Annotated in this window: 17 protein-coding genes and 2 pseudogenes; 15 read left to right on the top strand and 4 right to left on the bottom strand. The window is 51.2% G+C overall.

The window, feature by feature from the left end:
• The first annotated feature begins 4 nt into the window (after window positions 1-4).
• From ACVLVH_RS03070 to ACVLVH_RS03015, 12 genes and pseudogenes are all read left to right on the top strand, one after another.
• The gene (locus ACVLVH_RS03070; RefSeq protein ID WP_498948692.1) at window positions 5-2,062 is read left to right on the top strand and encodes a hydantoinase/oxoprolinase family protein; all 2,058 of its coding nucleotides are present in this window, start codon (window positions 5-7) and stop codon (window positions 2,060-2,062) included.
• The gene (locus tag ACVLVH_RS03065; RefSeq protein ID WP_498948691.1) at window positions 2,059-4,089 is read left to right on the top strand and encodes a hydantoinase B/oxoprolinase family protein; all 2,031 of its coding nucleotides are present in this window, start codon (window positions 2,059-2,061) and stop codon (window positions 4,087-4,089) included. Before ACVLVH_RS03070 ends, ACVLVH_RS03065 begins: the two co-directional genes overlap by 4 nt.
• Window positions 4,073-5,149 carry an ABC transporter substrate-binding protein gene (locus ACVLVH_RS03060; RefSeq protein ID WP_498948690.1) on the top strand — a complete coding sequence of 359 codons (1,077 nt, stop codon included), beginning with the start codon at window positions 4,073-4,075 and terminating at the stop codon, window positions 5,147-5,149. The genes ACVLVH_RS03065 and ACVLVH_RS03060 overlap by 17 nt, the downstream gene beginning before the upstream one ends.
• Window positions 5,146-6,228: an ABC transporter ATP-binding protein gene (locus ACVLVH_RS03055; protein WP_498948689.1), complete on the top strand. Its 1,083-nt coding sequence runs from the start codon at window positions 5,146-5,148 to the stop codon at window positions 6,226-6,228. The genes ACVLVH_RS03060 and ACVLVH_RS03055 overlap by 4 nt, the downstream gene beginning before the upstream one ends.
• Entirely contained in the window at window positions 6,228-7,094 is an 867-nt protein-coding gene (locus ACVLVH_RS03050) for an ABC transporter permease (RefSeq protein WP_498948686.1), read from the top strand. The genes ACVLVH_RS03055 and ACVLVH_RS03050 overlap by 1 nt, the downstream gene beginning before the upstream one ends.
• The gene (locus ACVLVH_RS03045; RefSeq protein WP_498948685.1) at window positions 7,087-7,893 is read left to right on the top strand and encodes an ABC transporter permease; all 807 of its coding nucleotides are present in this window, start codon (window positions 7,087-7,089) and stop codon (window positions 7,891-7,893) included. Before ACVLVH_RS03050 ends, ACVLVH_RS03045 begins: the two co-directional genes overlap by 8 nt.
• A 235-nt stretch (window positions 7,894-8,128) precedes the next feature.
• A complete protein-coding gene (locus ACVLVH_RS03040; protein ID WP_498948684.1) occupies window positions 8,129-8,827 on the top strand; it encodes a hypothetical protein in 699 nt (232 codons plus the stop codon).
• Between the two features lie 198 nt (window positions 8,828-9,025).
• On the top strand, window positions 9,026-9,505 hold the full coding sequence (locus tag ACVLVH_RS03035; protein ID WP_137387058.1) for an Hcp family type VI secretion system effector: 480 nt from the start codon (window positions 9,026-9,028) through the stop codon (window positions 9,503-9,505).
• Between the two features lie 1,038 nt (window positions 9,506-10,543).
• Window positions 10,544-10,858, top strand: a pseudogene (tssD, locus tag ACVLVH_RS03030) (type VI secretion system tube protein TssD); the annotation flags it as partial.
• Window positions 10,859-11,148: 290 nt separating this feature from the next.
• Window positions 11,149-12,666 (top strand): SIR2 family protein, encoded by a 1,518-nt coding sequence (locus ACVLVH_RS03025; protein WP_498948683.1) that lies wholly within the window; start codon window positions 11,149-11,151, stop codon window positions 12,664-12,666.
• A gap of 167 nt (window positions 12,667-12,833) precedes the next feature.
• Complete coding sequence (locus tag ACVLVH_RS03020) at window positions 12,834-12,959, top strand: macro domain-containing protein (RefSeq protein WP_498948682.1); 126 nt, start codon at window positions 12,834-12,836, stop codon at window positions 12,957-12,959.
• Window positions 12,960-12,984: 25 nt separating this feature from the next.
• Window positions 12,985-13,218: pseudogene (locus tag ACVLVH_RS03015) on the top strand (macro domain-containing protein).
• A gap of 484 nt (window positions 13,219-13,702) precedes the next feature.
• Here ACVLVH_RS03015 and ACVLVH_RS03010 read toward each other — a convergent pair.
• The 4 genes from ACVLVH_RS03010 to malE form a co-directional block, all read right to left on the bottom strand.
• The gene (locus ACVLVH_RS03010; RefSeq protein WP_498948681.1) at window positions 13,703-16,132 is read right to left on the bottom strand and encodes an NACHT domain-containing protein; all 2,430 of its coding nucleotides are present in this window, start codon (window positions 16,130-16,132) and stop codon (window positions 13,703-13,705) included.
• A 558-nt stretch (window positions 16,133-16,690) separates the two neighbouring features.
• Window positions 16,691-17,581 (bottom strand): maltose ABC transporter permease MalG, encoded by an 891-nt coding sequence (gene malG / locus ACVLVH_RS03005; protein ID WP_008110659.1) that lies wholly within the window; start codon window positions 17,579-17,581, stop codon window positions 16,691-16,693.
• Window positions 17,582-17,590: 9 nt separating this feature from the next.
• The gene (malF, locus tag ACVLVH_RS03000) at window positions 17,591-19,111 is read right to left on the bottom strand and encodes a maltose ABC transporter permease MalF (protein WP_309837831.1); all 1,521 of its coding nucleotides are present in this window, start codon (window positions 19,109-19,111) and stop codon (window positions 17,591-17,593) included.
• Between the two features lie 60 nt (window positions 19,112-19,171).
• On the bottom strand, window positions 19,172-20,362 hold the full coding sequence (malE, locus tag ACVLVH_RS02995; protein ID WP_192414506.1) for a maltose/maltodextrin ABC transporter substrate-binding protein MalE: 1,191 nt from the start codon (window positions 20,360-20,362) through the stop codon (window positions 19,172-19,174).
• Between the two features lie 363 nt (window positions 20,363-20,725).
• Here malE and malK point away from each other — a divergent pair, with 363 nt between their 5' ends.
• The 3 genes from malK to malM all read left to right on the top strand — a co-directional run bounded on the left by malK (window position 20,726) and on the right by malM (window position 24,198).
• Complete coding sequence (malK, locus tag ACVLVH_RS02990; protein WP_498948680.1) at window positions 20,726-21,835, top strand: maltose/maltodextrin ABC transporter ATP-binding protein MalK; 1,110 nt, start codon at window positions 20,726-20,728, stop codon at window positions 21,833-21,835.
• A 41-nt stretch (window positions 21,836-21,876) separates the two neighbouring features.
• Window positions 21,877-23,178: a maltoporin gene (locus ACVLVH_RS02985; protein WP_192414503.1), complete on the top strand. Its 1,302-nt coding sequence runs from the start codon at window positions 21,877-21,879 to the stop codon at window positions 23,176-23,178.
• A 96-nt stretch (window positions 23,179-23,274) separates the two neighbouring features.
• A complete protein-coding gene (malM, locus tag ACVLVH_RS02980; RefSeq protein WP_192414501.1) occupies window positions 23,275-24,198 on the top strand; it encodes a maltose operon protein MalM in 924 nt (307 codons plus the stop codon).
• Window positions 24,199-24,282 lie beyond the last annotated feature (84 nt).

The following is a 24,282-nucleotide window of genomic DNA, read 5'->3' as shown; positions in this document are numbered from 1 at the left end:
TAAGGTGGATAACAGCCCCGCAGCCGGAGCGACAGTCGGCGTGGATGTCGGAGGAACCTTTACCGATTTTGTTTTATTTGATCCGCAACGCCAGCAACGCTTTTTCCATAAACAGCCCAGCACGCCCGCCGATCCCGCTCTGGCGGTAAGTGACGGGCTGCGCGCCGTGCTGCTGAAAAGCGGTTTGCCCGCCAGCGCGCTATCGCTGGTGTTGCACGGCACCACGCTGGGCCTCAACGCCATTATCCAGCGGCGCGGCGCGGATATCGCGCTGGTGATCAGCGCCGGTTTCCGCGATGTGCTGGAGATCGCGCGTGCGCGTATGCCGTCCTCCTTTGATTTTCATGCCGACCGCGAGCCGCCTTTTTTACCGCGTCAGCGCGTGCTGGAGATCCCGGCGCGGTTTAGTCCCGCCGGTGAAGTGACGCAGTGGCCAACTGAGGCCGAACTGGCGATGGTGGCATCCGAGGTTCTGCAACTCAAGGTAAGCGCGGTGGCGCTGGTGACCATCAACGGTTATGCCAATCCCACGCGTGAAGCGGAACTGGCAAGCGCGCTGGCCGCAAAGTTAGGCGCTGTGCCGGTGCTCTCTTCGGCGCAGCTGTGGCCGGAGATTCGTGAATATGAACGCACGCTGGTGGCCGGGCTGAACGCCTATATTCAGCCGCTGATGCAGCGCTACTTTAACCGGCTAGGCGATTTACTGGCGCAGCAGGCGATTGACGTTCCCTTATTGATCACCGCGTCCAACGGCGGCGTGCTGCCGCTGGACGCCGCGCATCAGCGCCCGGTGGACACGCTGCTCTCCGGACCGGCATCCGGCGTGATTGCTGCGGCGCATCTGGCGTCCGGAACGGGCTTTGTCTCCTTTGATATGGGCGGCACCAGCAGCGATATCTCGCTGTCGCAGCAGGGCGAAATCGAACGCGTTAACCGCACCGAGATTGGCGGCCTGCCGCTGATTCTGCCGGTGGTGGGCGTATCGGCGATTGGTGCCGGCGGCGGCTCCATCGTGCATGTCGATGGTTTCGGCATTCTCAAGGTTGGCCCAGAAAGTGCGGGCGCGGATCCGGGCCCGGTAGCCTATCAGCGCGGCGGCACGCAACCCACTCTCACCGATTGCTATCTGGTGAGCGGCATCTTATCCGCCGACGCGGCGTTGGCGGGCACCATCACGCTGGATCACGCCGCCGCACTTCGCGCACTCAGCGAATTGGGCGAAACGTTAGGTTTGGCGGCCGAACAGGTGGCAAGCGGCGCTATCGCAGTAGCCACCGCGCAGATGGCGACCGAACTGAACAAAGCGCTGGCGCAGCGCGGATTGACCGCCGATGGCTTGACGCTGATTCCCTTTGGCGGTGCGGGCCCGACCCACGCCAACTTCTTTGCCGAAGAGGCGGGCATCAACCGCATTCTGGTGCCGCTGCGTCCCGGCACGTTCTGCGCCGAGGGCGCGATCAGCGCTGATATCCGCCGCGACTTTGTGCGCAGCCTGCGCATCAACGTTACAGCGGAGAGCTACGGCAAAATCGCCGCCACCGTTGCGGAGCTGCATCAGCTGGCGCAAAAGTGGTTTGCCGAACAGGCCAGCCGCCTCAGCGAGCGCGCCCATTATCGGGTGGAAGCGGATATGCGCTATGCCGGACAGGCCTACGAACTCAGCGTCACTCTCGGCAGCCCGGCAAGCATCACGCATCAGCAACTGCTGGAACGTTTTCAGCAGCTGCATCAGCAGCGTTATGGCTTTAACACGCCTGACGCGGCCATTGAACTCACCACGCTGCGCCTGTCGCTGAACGCCGCGCTGCCGCGCCCTACCGATAAAACTTTTAACTCTGAGAATGAGATTGATGAGCCAGTTTCGCGCCCACTTTATCTGCGCGGCGGCTGGGTGAATGCGCGCATCTGGCAACGTGTGAACATCGGCACGCAGAGCCACATTCACGGCCCGGCGGTGATCGAACAAGAGGATACCACCACGCTGATCTTGCCTGGCTGGTCGGCGTGCACCGATAGCAGCGGCAATCTGCTGATCGCGCGTGTAACGGGAGACGCAGCATGAAACTGGATGCCATCACTCTCGAAATCCTCAACCAAAAACTCACCGCGCTCACCGAAGAGATGTGCCACATCCTGCAGCGCACCGGACGCACGCTGTACGTCAAGGAAACCGCCGATTTTTGCTGCGCGGTGGCTGATCTGCAAGGCCGCTTCTTTGCCTATCCGAAAGGTATTGGCGTTTCCGGTTTTGTCGGGCTGAACGCGCTAACCGCGATTCAGGCGGTCGGCGAGGTTGCGCCCGGCGATGTGATTCTGACTAACGATCCCTGGCGCTCGCGCGGGCTGGCGACGCATCTGCCAGATTTGCAGGTGCTGGCGCCGTGGTTCGTCGATGGCGAACTGGTGGCGTGGGGCTGGGCTTTTTTACACGCCTCCGACGTTGGCGGGCGCGTGCCGAGCAGCATCTCGCCGACCAACAGCGATATTTATCAGGAAGGGCTGCAAATTCCGCCGGTCAAGCTGGTGCGTGCGGGTGAACTCAATCGTGATGTGATGAACATTCTCACCGCCAACAGCCGCACGCCGGATGCGATTGCTGGCGATATTCAGGCGATGCTGGCCGCGCTCAATGCCGGTCGCGATCGTCTGAATCGCATCGTGGCGCAGCATGGCGTTACCAACGTGGTGCAGGCGCAGCAGGATTTGCAGGCATATTCGGCGATCCGCGCGCGCCAGGTGCTGCGCCGCATTCCCGACGGCGTGTATCAGTTTGAAGATTACCTCGATGACGCCGCAGGCAGCGGCTTGCCGGTGCGGCTCGCCATCACCGCCACCTTTAACGATGGCAAGGTGCATCTCGATTTCACCGGCAGCGATGCGCAGGTGGCGGCGGCGATCAACATTCCCAGCCACGGCGATCCGCATGCGTGGCTGACGCTGCGCATTTTGGCGCTGGTGTGCACGCTGGACAAAGGCGTGCCGCTGAATGCCGGATTACTCGCGCCGGTGACGCTGTTTGCGCCCGCCGGATCGCTGGTCAATCCGCACTATCCGGCGGCAGTTGGCGTACGCCATGCGGCGGCGGTGCGCGTGAATGATCTGCTGAACGGTTTGCTGGGTCAGCCGTTGCCGGACGTAATGCCCGCCGCCAGCGGTGGCACCATCATTCCGCTGGTGATCGCCGAAGTGGCGCGCAATGGCCGCGAGCAGAATGTGCAGGTGATCGAACCGATGGTCGGTGGCGGCGGGGCGCGCTGGGGGCGCGATGGCATCGACGGACGCGACAACAGCATCTCGAATCTGGCGAACAATCCGGTGGAGATGGTGGAAGCGGAAACCCATATCGAAATCCGCCAGTACGCGCTGCGCCCCGGTTCTGCCGGCGCAGGACAATGGCGTGGCGGCATGGGCCAGCAGATCCGCGTGCGCATTCTGCAAAATGACAGCACGCTGCTGGCGCGTGGCATGGAGCGCATGCTGTTCCAGCCGTGGGGCGTGCAGGGCGGTCAGCCGGGGCAATCGACCACGCTGACGCTTAATCCTGATGTCGCGGGCGGCCAGCCACTCGGCAAGATCGATCTGCTGAGCGTCAACGCCGGTGACGAAGTGCTGCTGCAAACGCCCGGCGGCGGCGGTTGGGGCGATCCTTTCAAGCGCGATGCGCTGGCGGTGCAAAACGATGTCGATAACCATTTGCTGAGCCACACCGATGCCGCGCAGCACTATGGCGTGGTGCTTACCGATAACGGCATTGATGCCGCGGCCACCGCCGCCTTGCGCAGCCAACCGCGTGCGGCGTCATCTTCCTTCGGCGCGGCGCGCGAGAACTGGCAAACGCTATTTGATGGCGATGTGCTGACGCGGCTCAATCAGCTGCTTTATCCACTCAGTCCGGCCGAACGTCAGCGCCATCGCTCTGCGGTGTTTGCCGCCGCGTTAGCGCAGTTACCGGCAGATTTTCCCCGTTCAACTTCTCCAGATATCGCGATGGCGCGCCAGGCGTTTGTCGCTGCGCTGCGCGCGCTGGAGAGTGAACTTTCAGCGTCAATTACCTCAATACCAGGAGATGGCCATGCGCCAGTTAAATAACAAAAAAATCCTGCTCACCGCGCTGGTGGGCATGTTGATCAGCTGTGCGGCGAGCGCGGCTGAAACCACAGACTCGGTGATCGTTGGCGTTTACGGCGGTGACTGGGAGAAAAATATCCGCGCGTCCGGTCTGGAGCAGTTTGCCAAAGATAATCACCTGAAGCTGACCGTGGTGCCGGGCGCGGATGCCGAATGGTTTGCCAAGTTGCGTGCCGCCAAAGGCCGTCGTTCGCCGTATGACGTGGTGGTGTTCCAGCCCGATACCGTGCAGCGCGCGCAGGCGGCGGGCTTGCTGCAGCCGCTGGATGCCAAAGATATTCCCAACCTAAATAATCTGTATAAGAGCGTGCAGTCGCGCTTTGTTTATGACAATCAAACCTACGCCGCCGCCTTCAGCCTCGGCCAGCTTGGCCTCGCTTATCGCAGCGATCTGGTGAAAACCCCGCCGAAAAGCTGGCTCGACTTGTGGAATCCGGAATACAAAGGCCACGTAGCGATTTCATCGCCAACCTACGCCGCCGGTTTGCAGTTCTTCGCGGGCTTAGTGCACGCATTGGGCGGCGAACTTAATCAGCCTGCCGCCGTGGACAAAGCCTTCACCAAACTGGCGGAACTGCGCGGCAACGCGGTGGCGTTCCCGGATAGTCCGGGCGCGATTCAAACCCTGCTGGAGCGTGGCGATGCGTGGGTGGTGCCGTACTGGGATGGCCGCGTGTTTGCGCTCAAGCAGCAGGGCATGAAAGTCGATTTCGTCTATCCGTCCGATGGCCCGGTTGTCGGTGCCGCGAACTGGGTGATTCCAAAGGGCGCGCCGAACCTCGCCAACGCCTACAAACTGATTAACGCCATGTCTGCGCCCGACGTGCAGAAAGCCTTCTCGGATAAATCACTGTATGGCATGACCAATAAAGACGTGCAGTACAGCGACAACCTGAAGAAGCAGGTGAAAGTGGGCGAAGCAGCCTACAGCAAACTGATCTGGATTGATTACAGCACCGCCACGCCGCAGCTGGCGGACTGGACGCGTCGCTGGAGCCAGGCACTTGGTGGTGCCAAATGAGTTCAGTCGTCATTGACGGCGTAGCGCGGCAGTTTGATCACCATCGCGCGCTGAATGACGTCAGCATCACCATCGAGCAGGGTGAGTTTTTCTCCCTGCTCGGGCCGAGCGGCTGCGGCAAAACCACGCTGCTGAATATCATCGCCGGATTTTTGTCGCCGAATAACGGACACGTGTTGATTGGTGGCAAGGATGTCACCGCGCTGCCGCCGTATCAGCGCCACATCGGCATGGTGTTCCAGAACTACGCGCTGTTTCCGCATCTGAGCGTGGGCGATAACGTCGCGTTTGGGCTGAAGGTGCGTAAAGTGTCGCGCAGCGAACAGCAGCGTCGTGTCACCGAAGCGCTAAAGCAGGTGCGACTGGAAGGGCTGGCGCAGCGCATGCCGCATCAGCTTTCCGGCGGACAGCAGCAGCGCGTAGCGATTGCGCGTGCGCTGGCGATTGAACCGCAGGTGCTGCTGCTGGATGAACCGCTGTCGAACCTTGATGCGCGTCTACGCAAGGAGATGCAGGACGAACTGCGCGCGTTGCAGCAGCGCGTCGGCATCACCACGGTGCTGGTGACGCACGATCAGGAAGAGGCGCTGACGCTGTCGGATCGCATTGGCATTCTCGGCCAGGGCGAGCTGCAGCAGATTGGCGCACCCGCCGCGCTCTATCGCCAACCGGCAAATCGCTTTGTCGCGGAGTTTGTCGGACAGGCCAATCTGTTCCATGCCTCTGCGCACAACGGACTTTACCAGGCGCGCGATCACTTTGTCGCCGCCGGATCAGCGCTGCAACTCAGCGCCGCGCAACCGGCAAGTGCTTCATCGTTGCTGATTGTGCGCCCTGAGCGCGTGCAGTTCTCCAGCAAGCCGCAGCAATTTACCAGCAACGGCAGCGCCGCCAGCGTGAAAGAAGTGAGTTTTGCCGGTGCGACCTTGCGGCTGGTGTGCCAGCTGCCGGGCGGCGGCGAGATCCGCGTGCAGCCAGCAGAAGCGCACTTTTCACAGCTGCCCGCGCCGGGCGATCGCTGCTATCTGCACTGGCAAGCGGCGGATGTCATCGTGCTGCCCGCGCAGGAGCGCGCCTGATGAAGATCGCCACGCGTAATCTGTTTCCCTGGCTGCTGCTGACGCCATCGCTACTTTTTCTGCTGCTGTTTTTGCTGGTGCCGCTGCTGCTGCTGTTCGACCAAAGCCTGACCAACGTTGATAGCCTGCTCAATCCGCTGCCCGGTTACAGCTTGGCGCAATATGTGACGGTGTTTGCCGATCCGCAATATCTGCACGCGCTCTGGACCACGCTGTGGGTGTCGCTGCTTACCGCCGCGATTACCGTGCTGCTAGCGTGGCCAGCGGCGTGGCTGCTGGTAACGACGCAGCGGCGCGGCTGGCGCACGCTGCTGTATGTGATCCTGATTTCTCCGCTGCTCACCAGCGTGGTGATCCGCACCTTCGCGTGGATTGTGCTGCTGGCGCAGAACGGTTTGATCAACGGATTTCTGCTGTTCACCGGCCTAATTCCGCAGCCGCTCAGCCTGTTGTGGAACATGAATGCGGTGATCATCGCTTATGTGCAGGTGATGCTGCCGTTTGCCGTGCTGCCGCTGATTACCTCGCTGAATGAAATCGCGCCCTCGCTGCGATTGGCGGCGATGAGTCTGGGTGCTACGCCCGCGATGACCTTCCGCCGCGTGGTGCTGCCTTTGACGCTGCCCGGCATGCTGACCGGTTTCATCATCGTCTTTTCCCTCGCGGCGGGCAGCTACATCACGCCGTTGCTGATTGGTGGGCGCTTACAGCCGCTGCTGCCGATTGCCATTTATCAGCAGGCGATGCAGATCGCTAACCTGCCGCTGGCGGCGGCGCTGTCGTTGACGTTGCTGGTGATGACCTTGATTGTCGTCGGGATTGCGGGAGCGTTCCTGAAACGCTGGGAGAAGAATAATCATGGATAACTCGCAAAGCCTGGCACAGCGCCTGACGCAGTTCGGCGTGACGCTGGCGGGCATCGTGATTTACGCCTTTTTAGCGCTGCCGGTGCTGGTGATTGTGCTCTCGGCGTTTAGCCCGGAACCGTATCCGCAGTTTCCGCCGCAGGGGTTCTCGCTGCGCTGGTTTAGCGCGCTTTTACAGGATGACGGCTGGATCGCGTCGCTGTGGATCAGCGCCTTGCTGCTGGTGATCGTCACGCCAATCACCGTGGTGCTGGGTACGTTTGCCGCCTGGTCGCTGGCGCGGCTGGAGTTCCGCTATCGCGAGGCGTTGCAGGCGTTTATTCTGTCGCCGCTGATGATTCCGCAAGTGGTGCTCGGCATTGCGTTGCTCTATGTGCTGACGGCGGCGGGCATCGCCGGGATGATCAGCGGGCTGGTGATTGGCCATGTAGTGGTGGCGCTGCCGTATGTGGTGCGCACCGTTAGCGTGAGTCTGGCGGCGATGGATAAGCGGCTCGAAGCGGTATCGATGAGTTTGGGCGCGGGGCGCTGGTATACGTTTCGCCACGTCACGCTGCCGCTCATTAAGCCCGGCATTCTGGCCGGAGCGGTATTTGCGGCGGTAACTTCGTTTGGTGAAGTCTCCGTGAGCCTGTTTCTCAGCGCGCCAGACACCATCACCGTGCCGGTTCGGGTATTTAATTACGTCGATCAGACATTCGATCCTACGGTGAATGCGATTTCGGTAATCTTTATTATCTTCGCGGTGCTGATTTTAATGGTGATTGAGAAAACGATTGGGCTGGTGAAGCTGAGTTAGATTGTGAGGTTATCGCCGCCGTAATGGGGAAATAATGGGATCGTTGCGTGATAAATAATGGATATTGCGTTTACGGGTCTTTCTCAGAAAATTCTTTAGTTAAACGAGTAAACCGTACTGGTAGGTGCGGTTTTTTTTATGAATAGGGATCACAACTGGCTAAGTTTTCGCTTCACTGAATTTTATTATTCCCCTATGGTTTGCGTGGTTAACGGGATTAACTATAGGGATATATATGTACCACAGCGATGCGGTCATACGGCAGCTTCAGGCGCAAAGGATTCTGGCAGAAAAGCTCGACAACGCCGTTTCCGGCGTTATTGACGCAGTTTCCGATCAAGTCAGTAAGATCAATAAAGGGGCGACCCGGCTTTCATTTTATGCATCGTGCTTTACTGATGAGTATTATGATGTTTGTAAAAAACAGGCGATCGAAGATAAGCGTTTCATGATGGGAATGGTACAGTTAGTAAAAGACCGGCGCATTGTTTTCGAACTTCTAAAAACCTACATTGAATATCAGCTTGAGAACCGTTCTATGCGGCAGATTGCGGTAATTAAAAGCCAGCTGATGCGGTTAAATATTCACATTGCGGCTAGCACGCTGACATCAAACGCCTTTGCGGTCGGGGCGACAATGGCAGTGATTGTGGCAATGAATATCAGGTTTCCAGTTGCCAAAAGTATTGGTGGTTATTTTGGCGACGCAGTGGGGGTGCTGACAATATACGGTATTGTCCAGAATGCGGCAGAAAGCGCCAAAAGGTTGCAGGTCATGCATCAGGCTTATTATCAGGCGCTATACATACGCAGGCTTGAAATGATGTATTTTCTCATTGAGGACGAATTTATCCGGGCAGGTGCGCTCACGAATAAAAGGCTTTCCGAATATGAACTCGCTCAGGTGCTCGCGAAACTAATGGGAAGGGCATGAAACGTTTCCTAAAGCAATGGCTGAGGTCCCAATCCAAAATGCTGCTGCGTATCTACGTGCCGGTTATTATTACCGTGCTGTACGGTATGTTCAAATTTTACTTATATCCCGACAGCGGCATGCTGAGCGTGGGGATCGTTTACCTGTGTGCGTATATTTTTGTCGTTTATCAATGTCGAAAACTTTAAAGGATTAAATATGTCAATTCCAGCACATATCTGGTTAGAAGATGAAAGCGGTTCGCCGATTGTGGGCTCGTGCATGATGCCGACCAGACTCGGTTCGATAGAGCTCAACTCCGTCATGCACAACATTACCATCCCGGTGGATCCTCACACCGGAAGGCTTACGGCCACAAGAATTCATGCACCAATATCCGTTCAAAAGGAGTTTGATAGAACAACGCCGGTGCTGTTTCGTGCATTGTGTCAGGCCAGAACGCTGAAATCAGCGACCATCAAGATGTACCGAATTAACGAAGCGGGTATTGAGGTCGAGTATTTTAATATCCGCCTGGATAACGTCAAAATCTCCAGCATTTCACCGGCTCTGCTGCCAAACGGCCAGACCAGCACGCATCTGGAAAATATTGAGCTACGATATGAAACGATCACATGGAAATACGTGGACGGTAACATTGTGTTTAAGGATGGATGGAATGAGAGGATGATTGCTTAGCTTCTGGCTAAGATTGCTGACGCTGAGGATTAGAAATACATGAACAAAATAGTATTGCTTAAAGACGATATAACCCAAGTCCCAGCAGACGTATTTTTTAACGCGACAAATACCTCCTGAGCCGTTTTTAACGGGTAGGCGAATAAGACACTGAATCGTTTTGTTTCCCTATATCAGCACAGGGGTACATAGATTTCCTAAAACGTTGAAGACTGAGATTTAGCTTCACGTCATAGTATCATTGTCCTATAGTTTGCAAGGTTAATGGAATCAAAATAGGGATATATATGTACCACAGTGATGCGGTCATAAAACAGCTTCAGGCGCAAAGGATTCTGGCAGAAAAATTCGACAACACAGTTTCTGGCGTTATTGATGCAGTTTCCGGTCAGGCCAGTAAGAACAATAAAAGGCGGTCAGGCTCTCTTTACCACGCATAATATATTTGTTAGCTCTAAATGATGTATTTCCTTATCGAACCTTCATTCATGCGCGCTGATGCGCTTAAAAGCCAATGGCTTTCAGATCACGAAGTCGATGAGGGATTGATGAAGTTAGTAGGGAAATAATGAGGAAATTTTTAAAACAATGGTTAATATCAGAATCGAAATTTCTGATCTGCACTTACGTGCCGATAGTATCAACAATACTTTTTTCGCTGCTACAAATCTACTTTTTTCCAGATAGCAGTATGTTAGGTGTAGGGATATTTTATCTGTGCTCTCTTTCATTTGTTATCTACAAATGTCGTTAAATTTAAGAGTGAAATAGAGCATATTTAGCGTGCTGAAACATAATGCTCTTCAGGTTTGCATACAAGTAGGTTGGAGTGAACTAGGATGGGGTATTTGAAGAGATGGTTAGTAGAACAATTAAAATTGTTACTATGCATCTATGTTCCGGTTTTATGTACTCTCGTATTTGGTGTGCTTAAAGTTTATTTTTATCCAGAGAGTGGAATGATGAGCGTGGGCCTTGTATATCTTCTCACGCTAATAATTTCTGTTAATAAATTTCGTTAAATTCAAAAGAATTAATATGTCTGTTCCAGCACCTCTCTGGTTAGAAGATGAAAGCGGTTCTCCTTTTGTAGGTTCGCGCATGATGCCGACCAGACTCGGTTCGATAGAGCTCAACTCCCTCATGCACAACATTACCATCCTGGTGGATCCGCACACGGGAAGGCTTACGGCCATAAGAATTCATGCACCAATATCCGTTCAAAAGGAGTTTGATAGAACAACGCCGGTGCTGTTTCGTGCATTATGTCAGGCCAGAACGCTGAAATCAGCGACCATTAAGATGTACAGAATTAACGAAGCGAGCATTGAGGTTGAGTGTTCTAATGTTCTATATTAAAAATTAGTTGCGATTTCAAAAATCATAATTACAATCAAACAATTATATAAATACTTTTTTGGGAAGATATACCTATTATGTGGAGGTTTTATTTGCTAATTATGGATTGAATTGATTGACTTATAGCTGTCAACTGATCCTACTCAGTATGAATACTTTAATAAAGCTATGGGTTTAACACGCTATCAGTTCTTTTCAATGGATTGTGATGTGATAAATATGATTTTTTGTTAACTCTGAACTTGGTTTGTAATTGCTGCTTAGATAATTCCGAAGGTGATTAAATGGATATTTCTCAATTTTTCTCTAATTATAAAAATCATCCTATTCTTTTTGTGGGAGCTGGATTTAGCATGCGTTATCTTGAAGGCGCCTATAGTTGGCCAGCATTACTGGAGAAAATAAATATCGAGCTAACTGGTAATAATGAAGTATTTATAGACCTTAGAAGAAAACATAATCATAACGATTATGGTGTGGACTACTCAGCTGTTGCCCAAGACCTTGAGGTTTTTTTCGAAGAAATCCTAAAAAATGAAAGATATGGAAAATTTAAAGAACTTAATGATGAATATTTTCAACTTGCTCAAACTGACTTTGCCATTAGTAGATTCAAATTATATATTTCTAAATTAGTAAATATAACAAATACAATTTTTGTCAATGATGAGATAGAACTTTTAAGCAACGCAAGTAAGAATATCGCTTCAGTCATAACCACTAATTATGACCACTTTATTGAAGGTACTTTAGGCTTTCGAACGGTTATAGGTAATGATCTACTTCTAAGTAATCCTTATGGTTCAGTTTATAAAATACATGGATGTATTTCAAAACCTTCAAGCATAATTATAACTAAAAGTGATTATGAGCACTTTAATACGAAGCATGAATTGATTAGAGCACAATTGCTATCTCTGTTTATTCATAATCCAATTATTTTTATTGGTTATAGTATCAGTGATATTAATATTAAGAATGTGTTAAGAACTATATTTTCCTATATTCCTAAGGATACAAACGTCGCAGATGATATTAGGAAGAATTTCCTCCTCATAGAACGAAACGAAAACATCATGTCACTTGATGTGATTAGTCATGATATAGATATAGATGGAATTGGTATAATTAAAATTAATAAGGTTATTACTGATAATTTTTCAACCATATATAATGAAATATCAATGTTGAAACTACCTGTTTCAGTTATGGATATTCGACGAGTAGAAGATGTTTTTAGAAAGATAAAGGAAGGTGGGGATATTAAGGTCAAACTTGTGGGAGATCTTGATACCTTATCAAATGATGAATTGGTTTTAGCTGTTGGTTCTGTGAAAGTAATCAAGTATCATTTCCAAACATTGAGCGAAATGATGGAGAATTATTTTGACATCATTGATACAAGTAATAAAGAGCTTGTGGAATTATTAGATAAGCAAGTTATATCGTCACGAACGCACATCCCTGCTTACGGATTCGATAAGTTATGTCCCGGAATGATAAGTATGGCTAAGCATAAGCTTAACCAATCAAGAAATTTACTATCTGCGTATAAAAGATTACCAACCAATAATAAAATTGAGGCCCACTCCATAGAAGAGATATATGGGAAATATGGAAGTAGCCAAAGTAAAATTAATAACATTGTTTTTTTTAATGCGTATGATGGGAACCTAACGCTCCCAAGTCTTAAAGATTATTTAATGGCGTTTGAAGATAAAAAAAGTAGCAATTATAGGAAACTGCTAGCTCTATATGATCTACTGATAAATAAAGGAAGAAAGTTAAAGCATTTGCAATGATGATGATAAGTAATAGCATTACAATATTTTTACTTCGAAAATTTTATAGTTACACGAACAAAATAGCATTGCTCAAAGACGATATAACCAAAGTTCATGCAAATGCCATTGTTGCTGGGCGGAGGCGGGGTTGATGGTGCCATCCATCGTGCGGGCGGGCCAGCGATTTGGCTGAGTGTCAGAAAATCTGGAATCGACAAGGTGGATGTAAAGTTGGAGATGCAGTGATCACCACGGCGAGTAATTTGCCCAGCAAAATTCGTCATTCGCACCGTTGGACCACACTGGCATGACGGGCAACATGATGAAGAAACGCTATTGAAGAATGCCTACCTGAGCTGTTTTAAACTGGTTGAATAATACGGCGTTCAAACCGTTTCGTTTCCTAATATCAGCACTGGCATATACAGGTTTCCTAAAGAGTTTGCGGCTGAGATCGCATTAGGTGTGATTAATCAGTGTGTGCGTGAGAACTCCAATATCGAGCAAGTCAATTTGGTCTACTTTGATGAGGTAAATTATATTTTGTATTCAAAACTCTTGACCAATTAGCTTCTGAGTAATTTCATTAAGATAAAAGGCCGCCAAATTCGGCGATTTTTGGTTAGAATTGAGCGGCGATACTTCAAAGCATTAAAGGTAACTGTAATGAATTTAGTTTTTATAATGAAAGGAGTTAAAAGGCCTATGATTAGGCCTTAATTTAGACTGTTATATTTAAAATATTATCTATCTTTAAGCAGAATTGTATCGCATGGTTAGTAATAGTCATCTGAAGAGGTATAGTTATCATCACTGAAATAGTTATCGTCATATTGTTCATACTTTTCTAAAAGGTATTGAATGTTGGCACGTTCATTAACTGGTCTGTACTTCATCATCTCATAAAAGGTGATAAGTGCTGGTCCAATATTATGGTGTTTGAGTGTGAACGCCTCAATCATCTCATAGAACTCGCATGATTGAGCATACAAACAGAGAGCTCCGCGCCACCAGTCGCTTTTTAAATATGGAATAATATCTACTGAACGATTTGTTAACAACTCTTGGCAAGCAAGATGTTCTGATAGCGGAGATGTCCAAACGAATACGTTTCAGACAATGCATCGTAGATAATTATATTGCATGGATTAATAAGTTCAGAAACAGCTATATCACAAGTATTGGAGTCATAACTAAATGATCGATCATTATTCAAAATTGAGATCATCTCCTTTTTCGAAGACGAACGTATATTTTTCCTATGAAATGCATAACCGATTTTAATGGCGGCCTTATAAAGAATGCTCTGTGATAAAGTTGTTCGCTTAATGTCTTTGTATGTATCATACATACCACAAAAAAGTTCAATTCTCTTGGAGAAAATTTCACTTTCACTCGAAGGTATATCTACTCCCTTCTCAACAAGATCACATAATAAGGTTGCAAGAAGAGGTGTTCTGAAAACTTCAGACAAGGAGCTTTCATTTATTTTATTTATTACCCTCTCGCCCAATAAGATATTTTTATTCTCGAACCATGAAATAACAAACTTATGTAATTGCTTTTGTGTGAATGGAAGAAGAGTTATACCAAGGAAATTAATTTTTGACAAATAACTAACACAATCCCTACTTGAGATTAGCATCTGAATATTAGGGTGTTTTATTTTAAATTCGTTTATTGCGTCGATAATTCCGGGGTATTTTACATAAGCTTCATCTAAACCATCCAAAACCAATCTCAAATTCAATGCGTCATTAAAATATATTGAAAGAGATTTTTGGTTTTCTTTAGAAACACTCATGCCTGATGCAAGCAGTATCAACTCAATAAGAAGATTATAATTAACTATCTGTTCATCAAGAGCTATCTTTAACTTATTGATAAACCTATTTAATGGTATGTAAATGACTTTTCCATATAGTTTTTTGTCTTCATAGGCTTTTCTCACATACATTTGAAGTGTTGTGGTTTTACCTGCTCCAGCCCCTCCATATATGGCTATATCATGTTTTGTTTCGAATATTTTAAATGGTGAGATAGATAACCCATCACATAAATAATCCTTCTTTTTTTCAACATCAATGATCCTTTTTGAATCTTCAATTCTTTTTATAAGAATCTCGAGAACATTTAAAATCTTTTGTGTTTCAGATAAGAATAATATTAAATCGACATTAGCGTTGTTTGAATTTATTTCAAAAATCTCGCTCTTATAACATCTGCACTTTTTGTTTATCCATTCTTGCAGGGCCGTAGTTTTAAATTGAAAATTCACTCTAGGAATGTTTACAAATTCTTCATTTAATGCTTTTAATTCTCTATTTTGTTGAGAGATTTTAACAGCGCAGTTAAATGCGTTCATTATGTCTGGATAGACACTTTTCTGATGCAAATTAGATGATTCTTTAATTTTATTCTCATCAATGAATGTTTGGATATCTATATGAGAGTCTAACTGATCTCTTTTATCAAGGAATGTTCGAATGATAACGGAAAATTCATCCATGAGCTTCGCATAATTATCATCAATTGATAATGATCGTAAGCCTGTACGGGTAGCGTTGACTCGCTCAACTACTTCTCTAATGGAATTTTCATTCCCGTTAATTAATTGCTGGGCTTGTATAATGTTACTTCTAACCTGCTTGTTTTTTTCAGACTGAAAAAGCTTATATTCTCTTTCATATTTTTCGTCATAATAGCTAATTTCCTCTCTTAGAGGAGGAAATCCTAAAAACGTCTCTAATGGTAATAAAACCTCTTTTTTAAACAAATCCCATTTATCTTTCTCTAACGAAAAACTCTCTTCTTTAATCATTATGGTACTATCAAGCAGGATGTTGCTATCAATAGTACCCATAAAAAAAGCAAGATCACTGTAGCAGTTCATGTCATGAACGCTTACTGATTGATTAAGCGCCGAAATAAGCTCTAGATTGTTTAAAGTGTTAACGTCAGTAATAAATAATTTGTCCTTTACTGATAAAAAACCTTCAATCAAATTTGGATTGTACTCATATATTAGTTGAAGTATTTTTGGGCCATCAAGAATTTCGACCACCTTACCACTTAGATTTAATAACTCATGTATTTCTTTAAGTAATCTATTTCCTACTTTATATGGAGTAGCTAAATATACTGCGCTTGGTAAAACAGAAGCGCCATTGTGCAGTTTGATTTCTTTAACGAAACACTGCTGCAACTGTAAAATCAGTTGCGATAAAATTGTCTTTTCGGAAGTATTAGCGCATTCGCCTATTTTTTTAGTCTGTATTACATAGACTTGATTTCCTTTCAACGGAGCTGCATATTCAGCTATCAAGTCTTTTCCTTCCTCAAACGGCCCCCCAACAAAATCTACACGAGAGAAATCCATTGATTCAAATAGGGGTTTAATTATATTCCTACTAAAATCATCCTCTTTCATTTTTTGCAATGCAGCTAGATACGATTGCTGGTTCGAATCATGTTTGTTATTCATTACATTCCCTTGAATGATAATGTGAAGAATACCTCAGTACACTCAAGTTATCATCTTATTGGTGATTTGTTAACCTTGCGATGAGCTGAAAAAATCAAAAAAGTGATAATGAAAGGTTGTATAGACTGTCTATAAGATTTTACTTTACATAATAAGTAAATTGTGAATTTACTGTCGTACAAATTTAAATTATATCGTTGAGGCTTTTCCAGCCTCAACATTGCGCTTTTACTGCTGACGCAGAACTCACACAGGATTTATAAGGTAGTATTATTATACTCGGAATAGTTCATTTTCCGTCACTAAGTGACAACAGTATCATCTTCAATAATCGCATCACTATCAAAAAACCTTTAACTACACGTCTTTCTTATTAAAGATCTCTTTAATAACATCAGCGACACGAGAACAACGCGGGTGCGAAGCCACTCCTACGAAAGCTATGTAGCACTCCTGCACGACGACCAATAACTCCCCACACCCCATAAAAAAAGCGGCCCTAAGGCCGCCAAAAACCTCAACTGCAGTGAACATTGAGGAAGGAGGATAATAAACGGGTTAGCCTTTCACGCCACCAGCCGTCAGGCCGCTGACCAGCCAGCGTTGGGCCAGCAGGAACACCAGCGTAATCGGAATCGCAGAGAGCACCGCCGCCGCGGCAAAGTCGCCCCACAGATAGTTTTGCGGGTTGAGATATTGCTGCATGCCGACCGCCAGCGTGTAGCTGTTCACATCGCGCAGCAGCAGCGAGGCGACCGGCACTTCGGTGACAGCGGCGATAAATGCCAGAATAAACACCACCGCCAGAATCGGCACCGAGAGCGGCAACAGCACCAGCCGGAACGCCTGCCACGGCGTGGCGCCATCCAGCGCGGCGGCTTCTTCCAGCGATCCATCGATGGTTTCGAAATAGCCTTTAATGGTCCAGACGTGCAGGGCGATGCCGCCGAGATAGGCAAAGATCACGCCGCCATGCGTATTCAGGCCGATAAATGGCAGATATTGTCCCAGGCGATCAAACAGCGCATAGAGCGCCACCAGCGACAGCACGGCTGGGAACATCTGGAAAATCAGCATGCCTTTAAGCAGCGTGGCGCGCCCGGCAAAACGCATGCGCGCAAAGGCATACGCGCAGGTGGTGGAAAGCGCCACAATACCAATCGCGCTGATGGCGGCGATTTTCACCGAGTTCCACAACCACAGCAGTACCGGGAAGGGCGGCGGCGTCACGCGGCCATCGGCGTGCTCCACGCTGAAACCTAACGCCAGCTGCCAGTGTTCCCAGGAAATCTGCTCCGGGATCAGCGAGCCGGTGGCGAAGTTACCGGCGCGCAGTGAGATGGCGAACACCATCAGCAGCGGAAACAGGATTCCCGCAATAAACATCAGCAGCAGAAGGTGCGTCATCAACAGACGCAGCTTTTGCGATTTGGGTTGCACCATAGCCATAACACCTCCTTAATCGAATTTCATCCGCACGGCTTTTAGATTGATTACCGCCAGCGCGCCCACCAGCAGGAAGATCAGCGTGGCGATCGCCGCCGCCAGACCAAAGTCCTGTCCGCCGCCACCTTCAAACGCAATGCGCCAGGTGTAATTGACCAGCAAATCGGTGTAACCCGCTGGCGTGGTAGTGCCGATGCGATCCGGTCCGCCGTTGGTTAGCAGCTGCACCAGCACAAAGTTATTAAAGTTAAAGGCGAAGCTGGCGATCATTAGCGGCATCAGCGGCTTCAACAGCAGCGGCAGGGTAATCAGGAAGAAGTTCTGCAGCGGCCCGGCGCCGTCCATCGCCGAAGCTTCATAAAGATCGTCCGGAATCGCTTTCAGCAGCCCCATGCAGAGAATCATCATGTAGGGATAACCCAGCCAGGTATTGACGATCACCAGCATGGTGCGCGCCAGCGTCGGATCGCTAAACCACGCGGGCTGGAAGCCAAACAGCGCTTTGAGCATCACGTTGATTTCACCGAAGCTCTGGTTGAATAAGCCTTTGAAGATCAATATCGAGATAAACGCCGGCACGGCGTAGGGTAAAATCAGCATCACGCGATACACCGCTTTGCCTTTCAGCGCTTCCCACTGCACTAAGCAAGCCAGCACCATGCCGACCGCCACGGTGAGAATTACCGTCACAAACGAAAACAGCAGCGTCCAGCCAAAGATCGCCAGAAACGGTTTTTGAATCCCTTCATCGGTAAACACGCGAATGAAATTCTTCCAGCCGGTATTCACCGTAAAGCCCGGACTCAGCGCCTCGCCGCTGCTATTCTGATAGAAACCGCTTTCACGATTGGCCTGATAAAGCGCGCCGCTTTGCTGATTTTTCAGGTCGCCGTTGGCTTGCAGTACATACAATGGCCGCGTACCGGAGAACTGACGCAGTGAGCTCATCACCACCATACGACCATCCGGCAGTTCGGCCTGAATCTGGTTCAGCGCCTGGCGATTGGTGGTGACGATGCGCAGCGTGGCGCGTTCGCCCGGCGGTGGCGGGGCGCTAATGAGTTTCAGCTTTTGCGATCCGCCAAAAGCGAACGCAGGCGAGACGAAGGTTTGCCCGTTGGCGGCTTCGGTCAGCACCAGCTGCCAGCGATCGCCCGCCGGGATCAGCGAGAAGTTCAGCGCCGAACCATCCTGATACTGACGGCTCAGCAACACCTGTTGCGCACGTTCCAGCGTCAGCTGGTTGGTGCTGCTGTAGTTGGTAAAGGCAATCGCCACGGTACAGGCGAGGGGAAACAGTACGAATAGCGCCATACCCGCGAGTCCGGGATAGACATAGCGCCAGGCGTAAGCGCGACGATTGGCATAAATCCAGATGCCGACGGCGCTGATAATCAGCGTCACCAGCGCAAACAGATATTCACCTTTTGCATACATCAGCACGAGCAGATAGCCGACCAGCAGACAGCAGATACCGAGAAAAAGAGCCTTCAGCACGGCGCTGAACCGTGCTGTTTTCGGTTTTCCTGACATGATGCGGTTTTCCTTAACAGCCAGTAACGAGCCGGATTGCGCCGGCTCTGGTAGAGAGGATTACTTGTTGAGTCGTGCCTGCGCATCTTTTAGCGCCGCATCAACGCTTTGACGTCCGCTCAGCGCATTCAGCGTGGCGGTGCGCATCGCGTACCAGAAGGCGGCCATCTGCGGAATGTTCGGCATGATGTCGCCGTTGCGCGCGTTGGTCATGGTGGCGGCAATGCGCTCATCTTTCTCCAGCGTCTGCTGGAACGATTTCAGCGCCACCGCGCCGAGCGGTTTGTCTTTGTTGACCGCATCAAGACCAGCGTCGGTCAGCAGGTAATTTTCCAGGAACTCTTTGGCCAGCTCTTTGTTAGGGCTGGCGGCATTGATGCCTGCACTCAGCACGCCAACGAAGGTTTTAGAGTTTTTGCCGTTCAGCGTTGGCAGCAGCGTCACGCCGTAGTTGATTTTGCTTTTATCTATGTTGCTCCACGCCCACGGCCCGTTGATGGTCATGGCGGTTTGCCCCTTGTTAAAGGCGGCTTCGGCGATCGAGTAATCGGTATCGGCATTCAGCGTTTTGGCCTTCACCTGATCGACAAGGAAGCTCATGCCCGCTTTGGCACCCGCGTTATCCACGCCGGTGTCTTTCACATCGTAGCGGCCATCGTTGAGCTTAAAGGCATAAGCGCCGCCCGCCGCCAGCAGCGGCCAGGTGAAGTAAGGCTCCTGCAGGTTAAACATCATGGCGCTCTTGCCCTGCGCGCGCATTTTCTTATCAATGGCGGCGATCTCTTCCCAGCTTTTTGGCGGCTCAGGCAGCAGATCTTTGTTGTAGATCAGGGACAAGGACTCTACCGAAATCGGATAACCGATCAGCTTGCCGTTGAAGCGCACCGCGTCCCAGGTGAAGGGGAAGATTTTCTCCTGGAAGCGCGCATCCGGCGAGATCTCCGCTAACAAGCCCGACTGCGCATAGCCGCCAAAGCGATCGTGCGCCCAGAAGATGATGTCCGGGCCGTCGCCGGTGGCGGCCACCTGCGGATACTTCTCTTCCATTTTGTCCGGATGCTCAACCGTCACTTTGATGCCGGTCTCCTGCTCAAACTTTTTACCCACTTCAGCCAGGCCGTTGTAGCCCTTGTCGCCGTTGATCCAGATGACCAGCTTTCCCTCTTCAATCTTTGCAACGGCAGAGGCTGAAAACAGCACGGCCGTCAGGGCGGAAAGGGCAAGAATGCGTGCACCGGTTTTCATTGTCATAACTCCATCCTGTTAGCGGAAACGGAAATCGTTTTACCTGCCACATTGTGAGTATCTGCCGCCGCTTCTCATCCTCCCCGGCTCTACGCCTGCTTATCACCTGATGTGATCTGCGTTGCAAAACCACCCGGTTATCACGGGCTGGCGCACACAATCGTCGCTCTGCTCTGCGTCATAGCTCACAAAAATGGTTGCCTGCGGCGTTTTATCAGACGGGTCTGCGCAATCTCCTCCTCCCGTCTCCTCCCCCACGCTGACGCCGTGCGGTGGAGGATGTCGGCCTTGATGTCCTTGCCCATAGTGGTCGCCGGGGTCTGTCCGCCGACTTGCGGACAAGGAATAGCAAGCTGAGAGGAAAGCATCATGTCGAGCGTTACGTTGCGCAGTGTCTCCAAGGTGTGGGGCGAAACCGAGGTGTCGAAAAACATCAGCCTTGAGATCGCTGAAGGCGAGTTCGTGGTTTTTGTCGGACCTTCAGGCTGCGGCAAATCGACGCTGCTGCGCATGATTGCCGGTCTGGAAACCATCACCAGCGGCGATCTGTTTATTGGCGACAAACGCATGAATGAGGTGCCGCCCGCCGAGCGCGGCATCGGCATGGTGTTTCAGTCCTACGCGCTTTATCCCCATCTTTCGGTGGCTGAGAACATGTCGTTCGGCCTGAAGCTGGCTGGCACGCGCAAAGCGGAGATCCAGCAGCGGGTCAATAAGGTGGCGGAAGTGCTGCAGCTGGCGCATCTGCTGGAGCGCCGTCCGAAAGCGCTGTCGGGCGGGCAGCGTCAGCGCGTGGCGATTGGCCGCACGCTGGTGGCGGAACCGCGCGTGTTTTTACTCGATGAGCCGCTCTCCAACCTTGATGCCGCGTTGCGCGTGCAGATGCGCATCGAGATCTCGCGCCTGCATAAGCGTTTGAAGCGCACCATGATTTACGTCACCCACGATCAGACCGAAGCGATGACGCTGGCCGATAAGATCGTGGTGCTGGATGGCGGCCACGTTGCCCAGGTCGGCAAGCCGCTCGAGCTCTATCACTATCCCGCCAATCGTTTTGTTGCCGGTTTTATCGGCTCACCGCGCATGAATTTCTTACCGGTAAAAGTCACCGCTACCGCCATCGATCAGGTTCAGGTGCGTTTACCCAATACCCAGCTGGTGTGGCTGCCGGTCGACAGCGCCGGTGTGCAGGTGGGCAGCAACATGTCGTTAGGCATTCGTCCCGAACATCTGCTCTCCAGCGATATCGCTGACGTCACCCTCGAAGGCGAGGTGACGGTGGTGGAGCAGCTGGGACACGAAACGCAAATTCACATCCAGATTCCCGCCATTCGTCAAAGCCTGGTTTATCGCCAGGAGGACGTCGTGCTGGTAGAAGAGGGCGCCCTGATGGGCATCGGCCTGCCGCCAGAGCGTTGCCATCTTTTCCGTGAAGATGGCAGCGCCTGTCGCCGGCTACATCAGGAACCCGGTGTTTAGCCCTGCAAAACAATAAAAGCAATGACCTCAGGAGATAGAAAATGTTAACTCTGCGCAAACTCCCTATCGCGGTTGCTATCGCGGCAGGCACGCTCGCTGCCCCGTCGATGGCAGTCGATTTTACCGGCTATGCCCGTTCCGGCATCGGCTGGACCGGCAGCGGCGGGGAACAGCAATGTTTTCAGGCCACCGGCGCTCAAAGTAAATACCGTCTGGGCAACGAATGTGAAACCTACGCTGAGCTGAAGCTGGGCCAGGAAGTGTGGAAAGAGGGCGATAAGAGCTTCTACTTCGATACCAACGTCGCCTATTCGGTTTCTCAGCAGAATGACTGGGAAGCGACCTCGCCCGCGTTCCGCGAAGCCAACGTCAAAGGCAAAAACCTGATCGACGCGCTGCCGGGTTCCACCATCTGGGCCGGTAAGCGTTTCTACCAGCGTCATGACGTGCATATGATCGACTTCTACTACTGGGATATTTCCGGTCCCGGTGCCGGTCTGGAAGATGTCGATCTCGGCTTCGGCAAACTCTCTTTTGCCGCCACGCGCTCCTCCGAAGCGGGCGGTTCTTACACCTTCTCCAGCGATCAGATCCGTGATTACGCCACCAGCACCGCCAACGACGTGTTTGATGTGCGTCTCGCAGGTCTTGAAACCAACCCGAACGGCGTGCTGGAACTGGGCGTCGATTATGGCCGCGCCAACGCGCGTGACGGTTATCGCCTCGAAGATAACGCCTCCAAAGATGGCTGGATGTTCACCGCCGAACACACGCAGAGCATGCTGAAGGGTTACAACAAATTCGTGCTGCAGTACGCCACCGATGCGTTGACGTCGCAGGGCAAAGGGCTGCCGCAGGGCACCAACATCAACAACAGCGGCAGCATGTATCGCGTACTCGATCACGGTGCGATTAGCCTCGCCGATCGCTGGGATCTGATGTACGTCGCCATGTACCAGAACACCGATCTCGATAACAACCGTGGCACCGAGTGGTACACCGTGGGCGTGCGCCCAATGTACAAATGGACGCCAATCATGAGCACGCTGCTTGAAGTGGGCTATGACAACGTGAAGTCGCAGCAGGTGAACGAGCGCAACGGCCAGTACAAAGTGACGCTGGCGCAACAGTGGCAGGCGGGCGAAAGCATCTGGTCGCGTCCGGCACTGCGTCTGTTCGCAACCTACGCCAAGTGGGATGAGAAATGGGGCTACAGCAAAGACAGCTCAGGTGATTTGACCTCCTTTGCTTCTAACGACAGCAGCGGCAACGGCATTCTGACCAACAGCCGTGGCAACGACGATGAGGTGACATTCGGGGCGCAGATGGAGATTTGGTGGTAATGCTCCCGCATGTGGCTTAACTGAGACGATCTCTTTTCGGCGCGGCGCGCCATTGCCTGGTGCGCGCCGCCGCCTGACAGTTTTTGAGGTTATACAATGAGAATGAAAAAAACGGTTTTTGCGCTCTGCCTGAGCGCCGCGCTGCTGGTCGGCCAAAGTTTACCGGCGCTCGCGGATGTCAATCTGGTGCCACAGGATCTCTCTGCCGCGCCCACATTCCCCGCCGCCAGCCTGCAAACGCTGAGCTGGCTGCCGGTCGATACCTCCCGCACCCAGGTCACTACGCTGAGTGAGAGCCATAGCAATCTGAATGCAGCGGGCGTAACGGGTTCGGTGGCGGCCTACAGCTTGCCAGCCAATATCGGTGAACTCACCATTACGCTGAGCAGTGAAGTGAAACAAAATCAGGTGTTCGCACCGAATGTGCTGGTGCTGGATGAGAACATGCGTCCGGCGGCCTGGTTCCCGGCGCGCTTTTTCACCTATCAGCAGCCGGGCGTGATGGCGGCGGATCGGCTGGAAGGCGTGATGAAACTGACGCCTGCGCTGGGTCAGCAAAAGATCTACTTGCTGGTGTTTACCACCGAGAAGGATTTGACCGAAACCACCACGTTATTGGATCCGGCGAAAGCCTACGCCCGCGGTACCGGCAATGCGGTGCCGGATATCCCCGATCCGATTGCGCAGCACAGCCGCGATGGCACCCTGAAACTGAAAGTGAAAACTAGCTCAGGTTCATCCATTTTGGTTGGACCGCTGTTTGGATCATCGAGTCCTGCGCCGGTAACGGTGGGCAATACGCAGCCGGTTGCGCCGGCGACTTATCGTGCTGCCCCGGTTTCGGATGCAAAACCTAAACCGATCATGACGGATACCGAAGGTTACTTTAATCAGAACATCCGCGAGGCGGTTGAGAAGGGCAATATCGATAAGGCGTTGAAGCTGCTGGACGAGGCCGAGCGTTTAGGCTCCACGTCGGCCAGACAGGTGTTTATCAGCAGTGTTAAAGGCAAGGGGTAATCCGCCCCGGCAGTGCTGATTTGTCCCATCTGGTGCGCTTCGGCGCACCTTTTTTATTGGGAGCCAAAGTTCGTAGCGGCGCAA

This window comes from Kluyvera sp. 1366 (genome assembly GCF_054823405.1).
The sequence above is the reverse complement of the archived record's forward strand: the minus strand, read 5'-3'. Positions and strand labels throughout refer to the sequence as shown.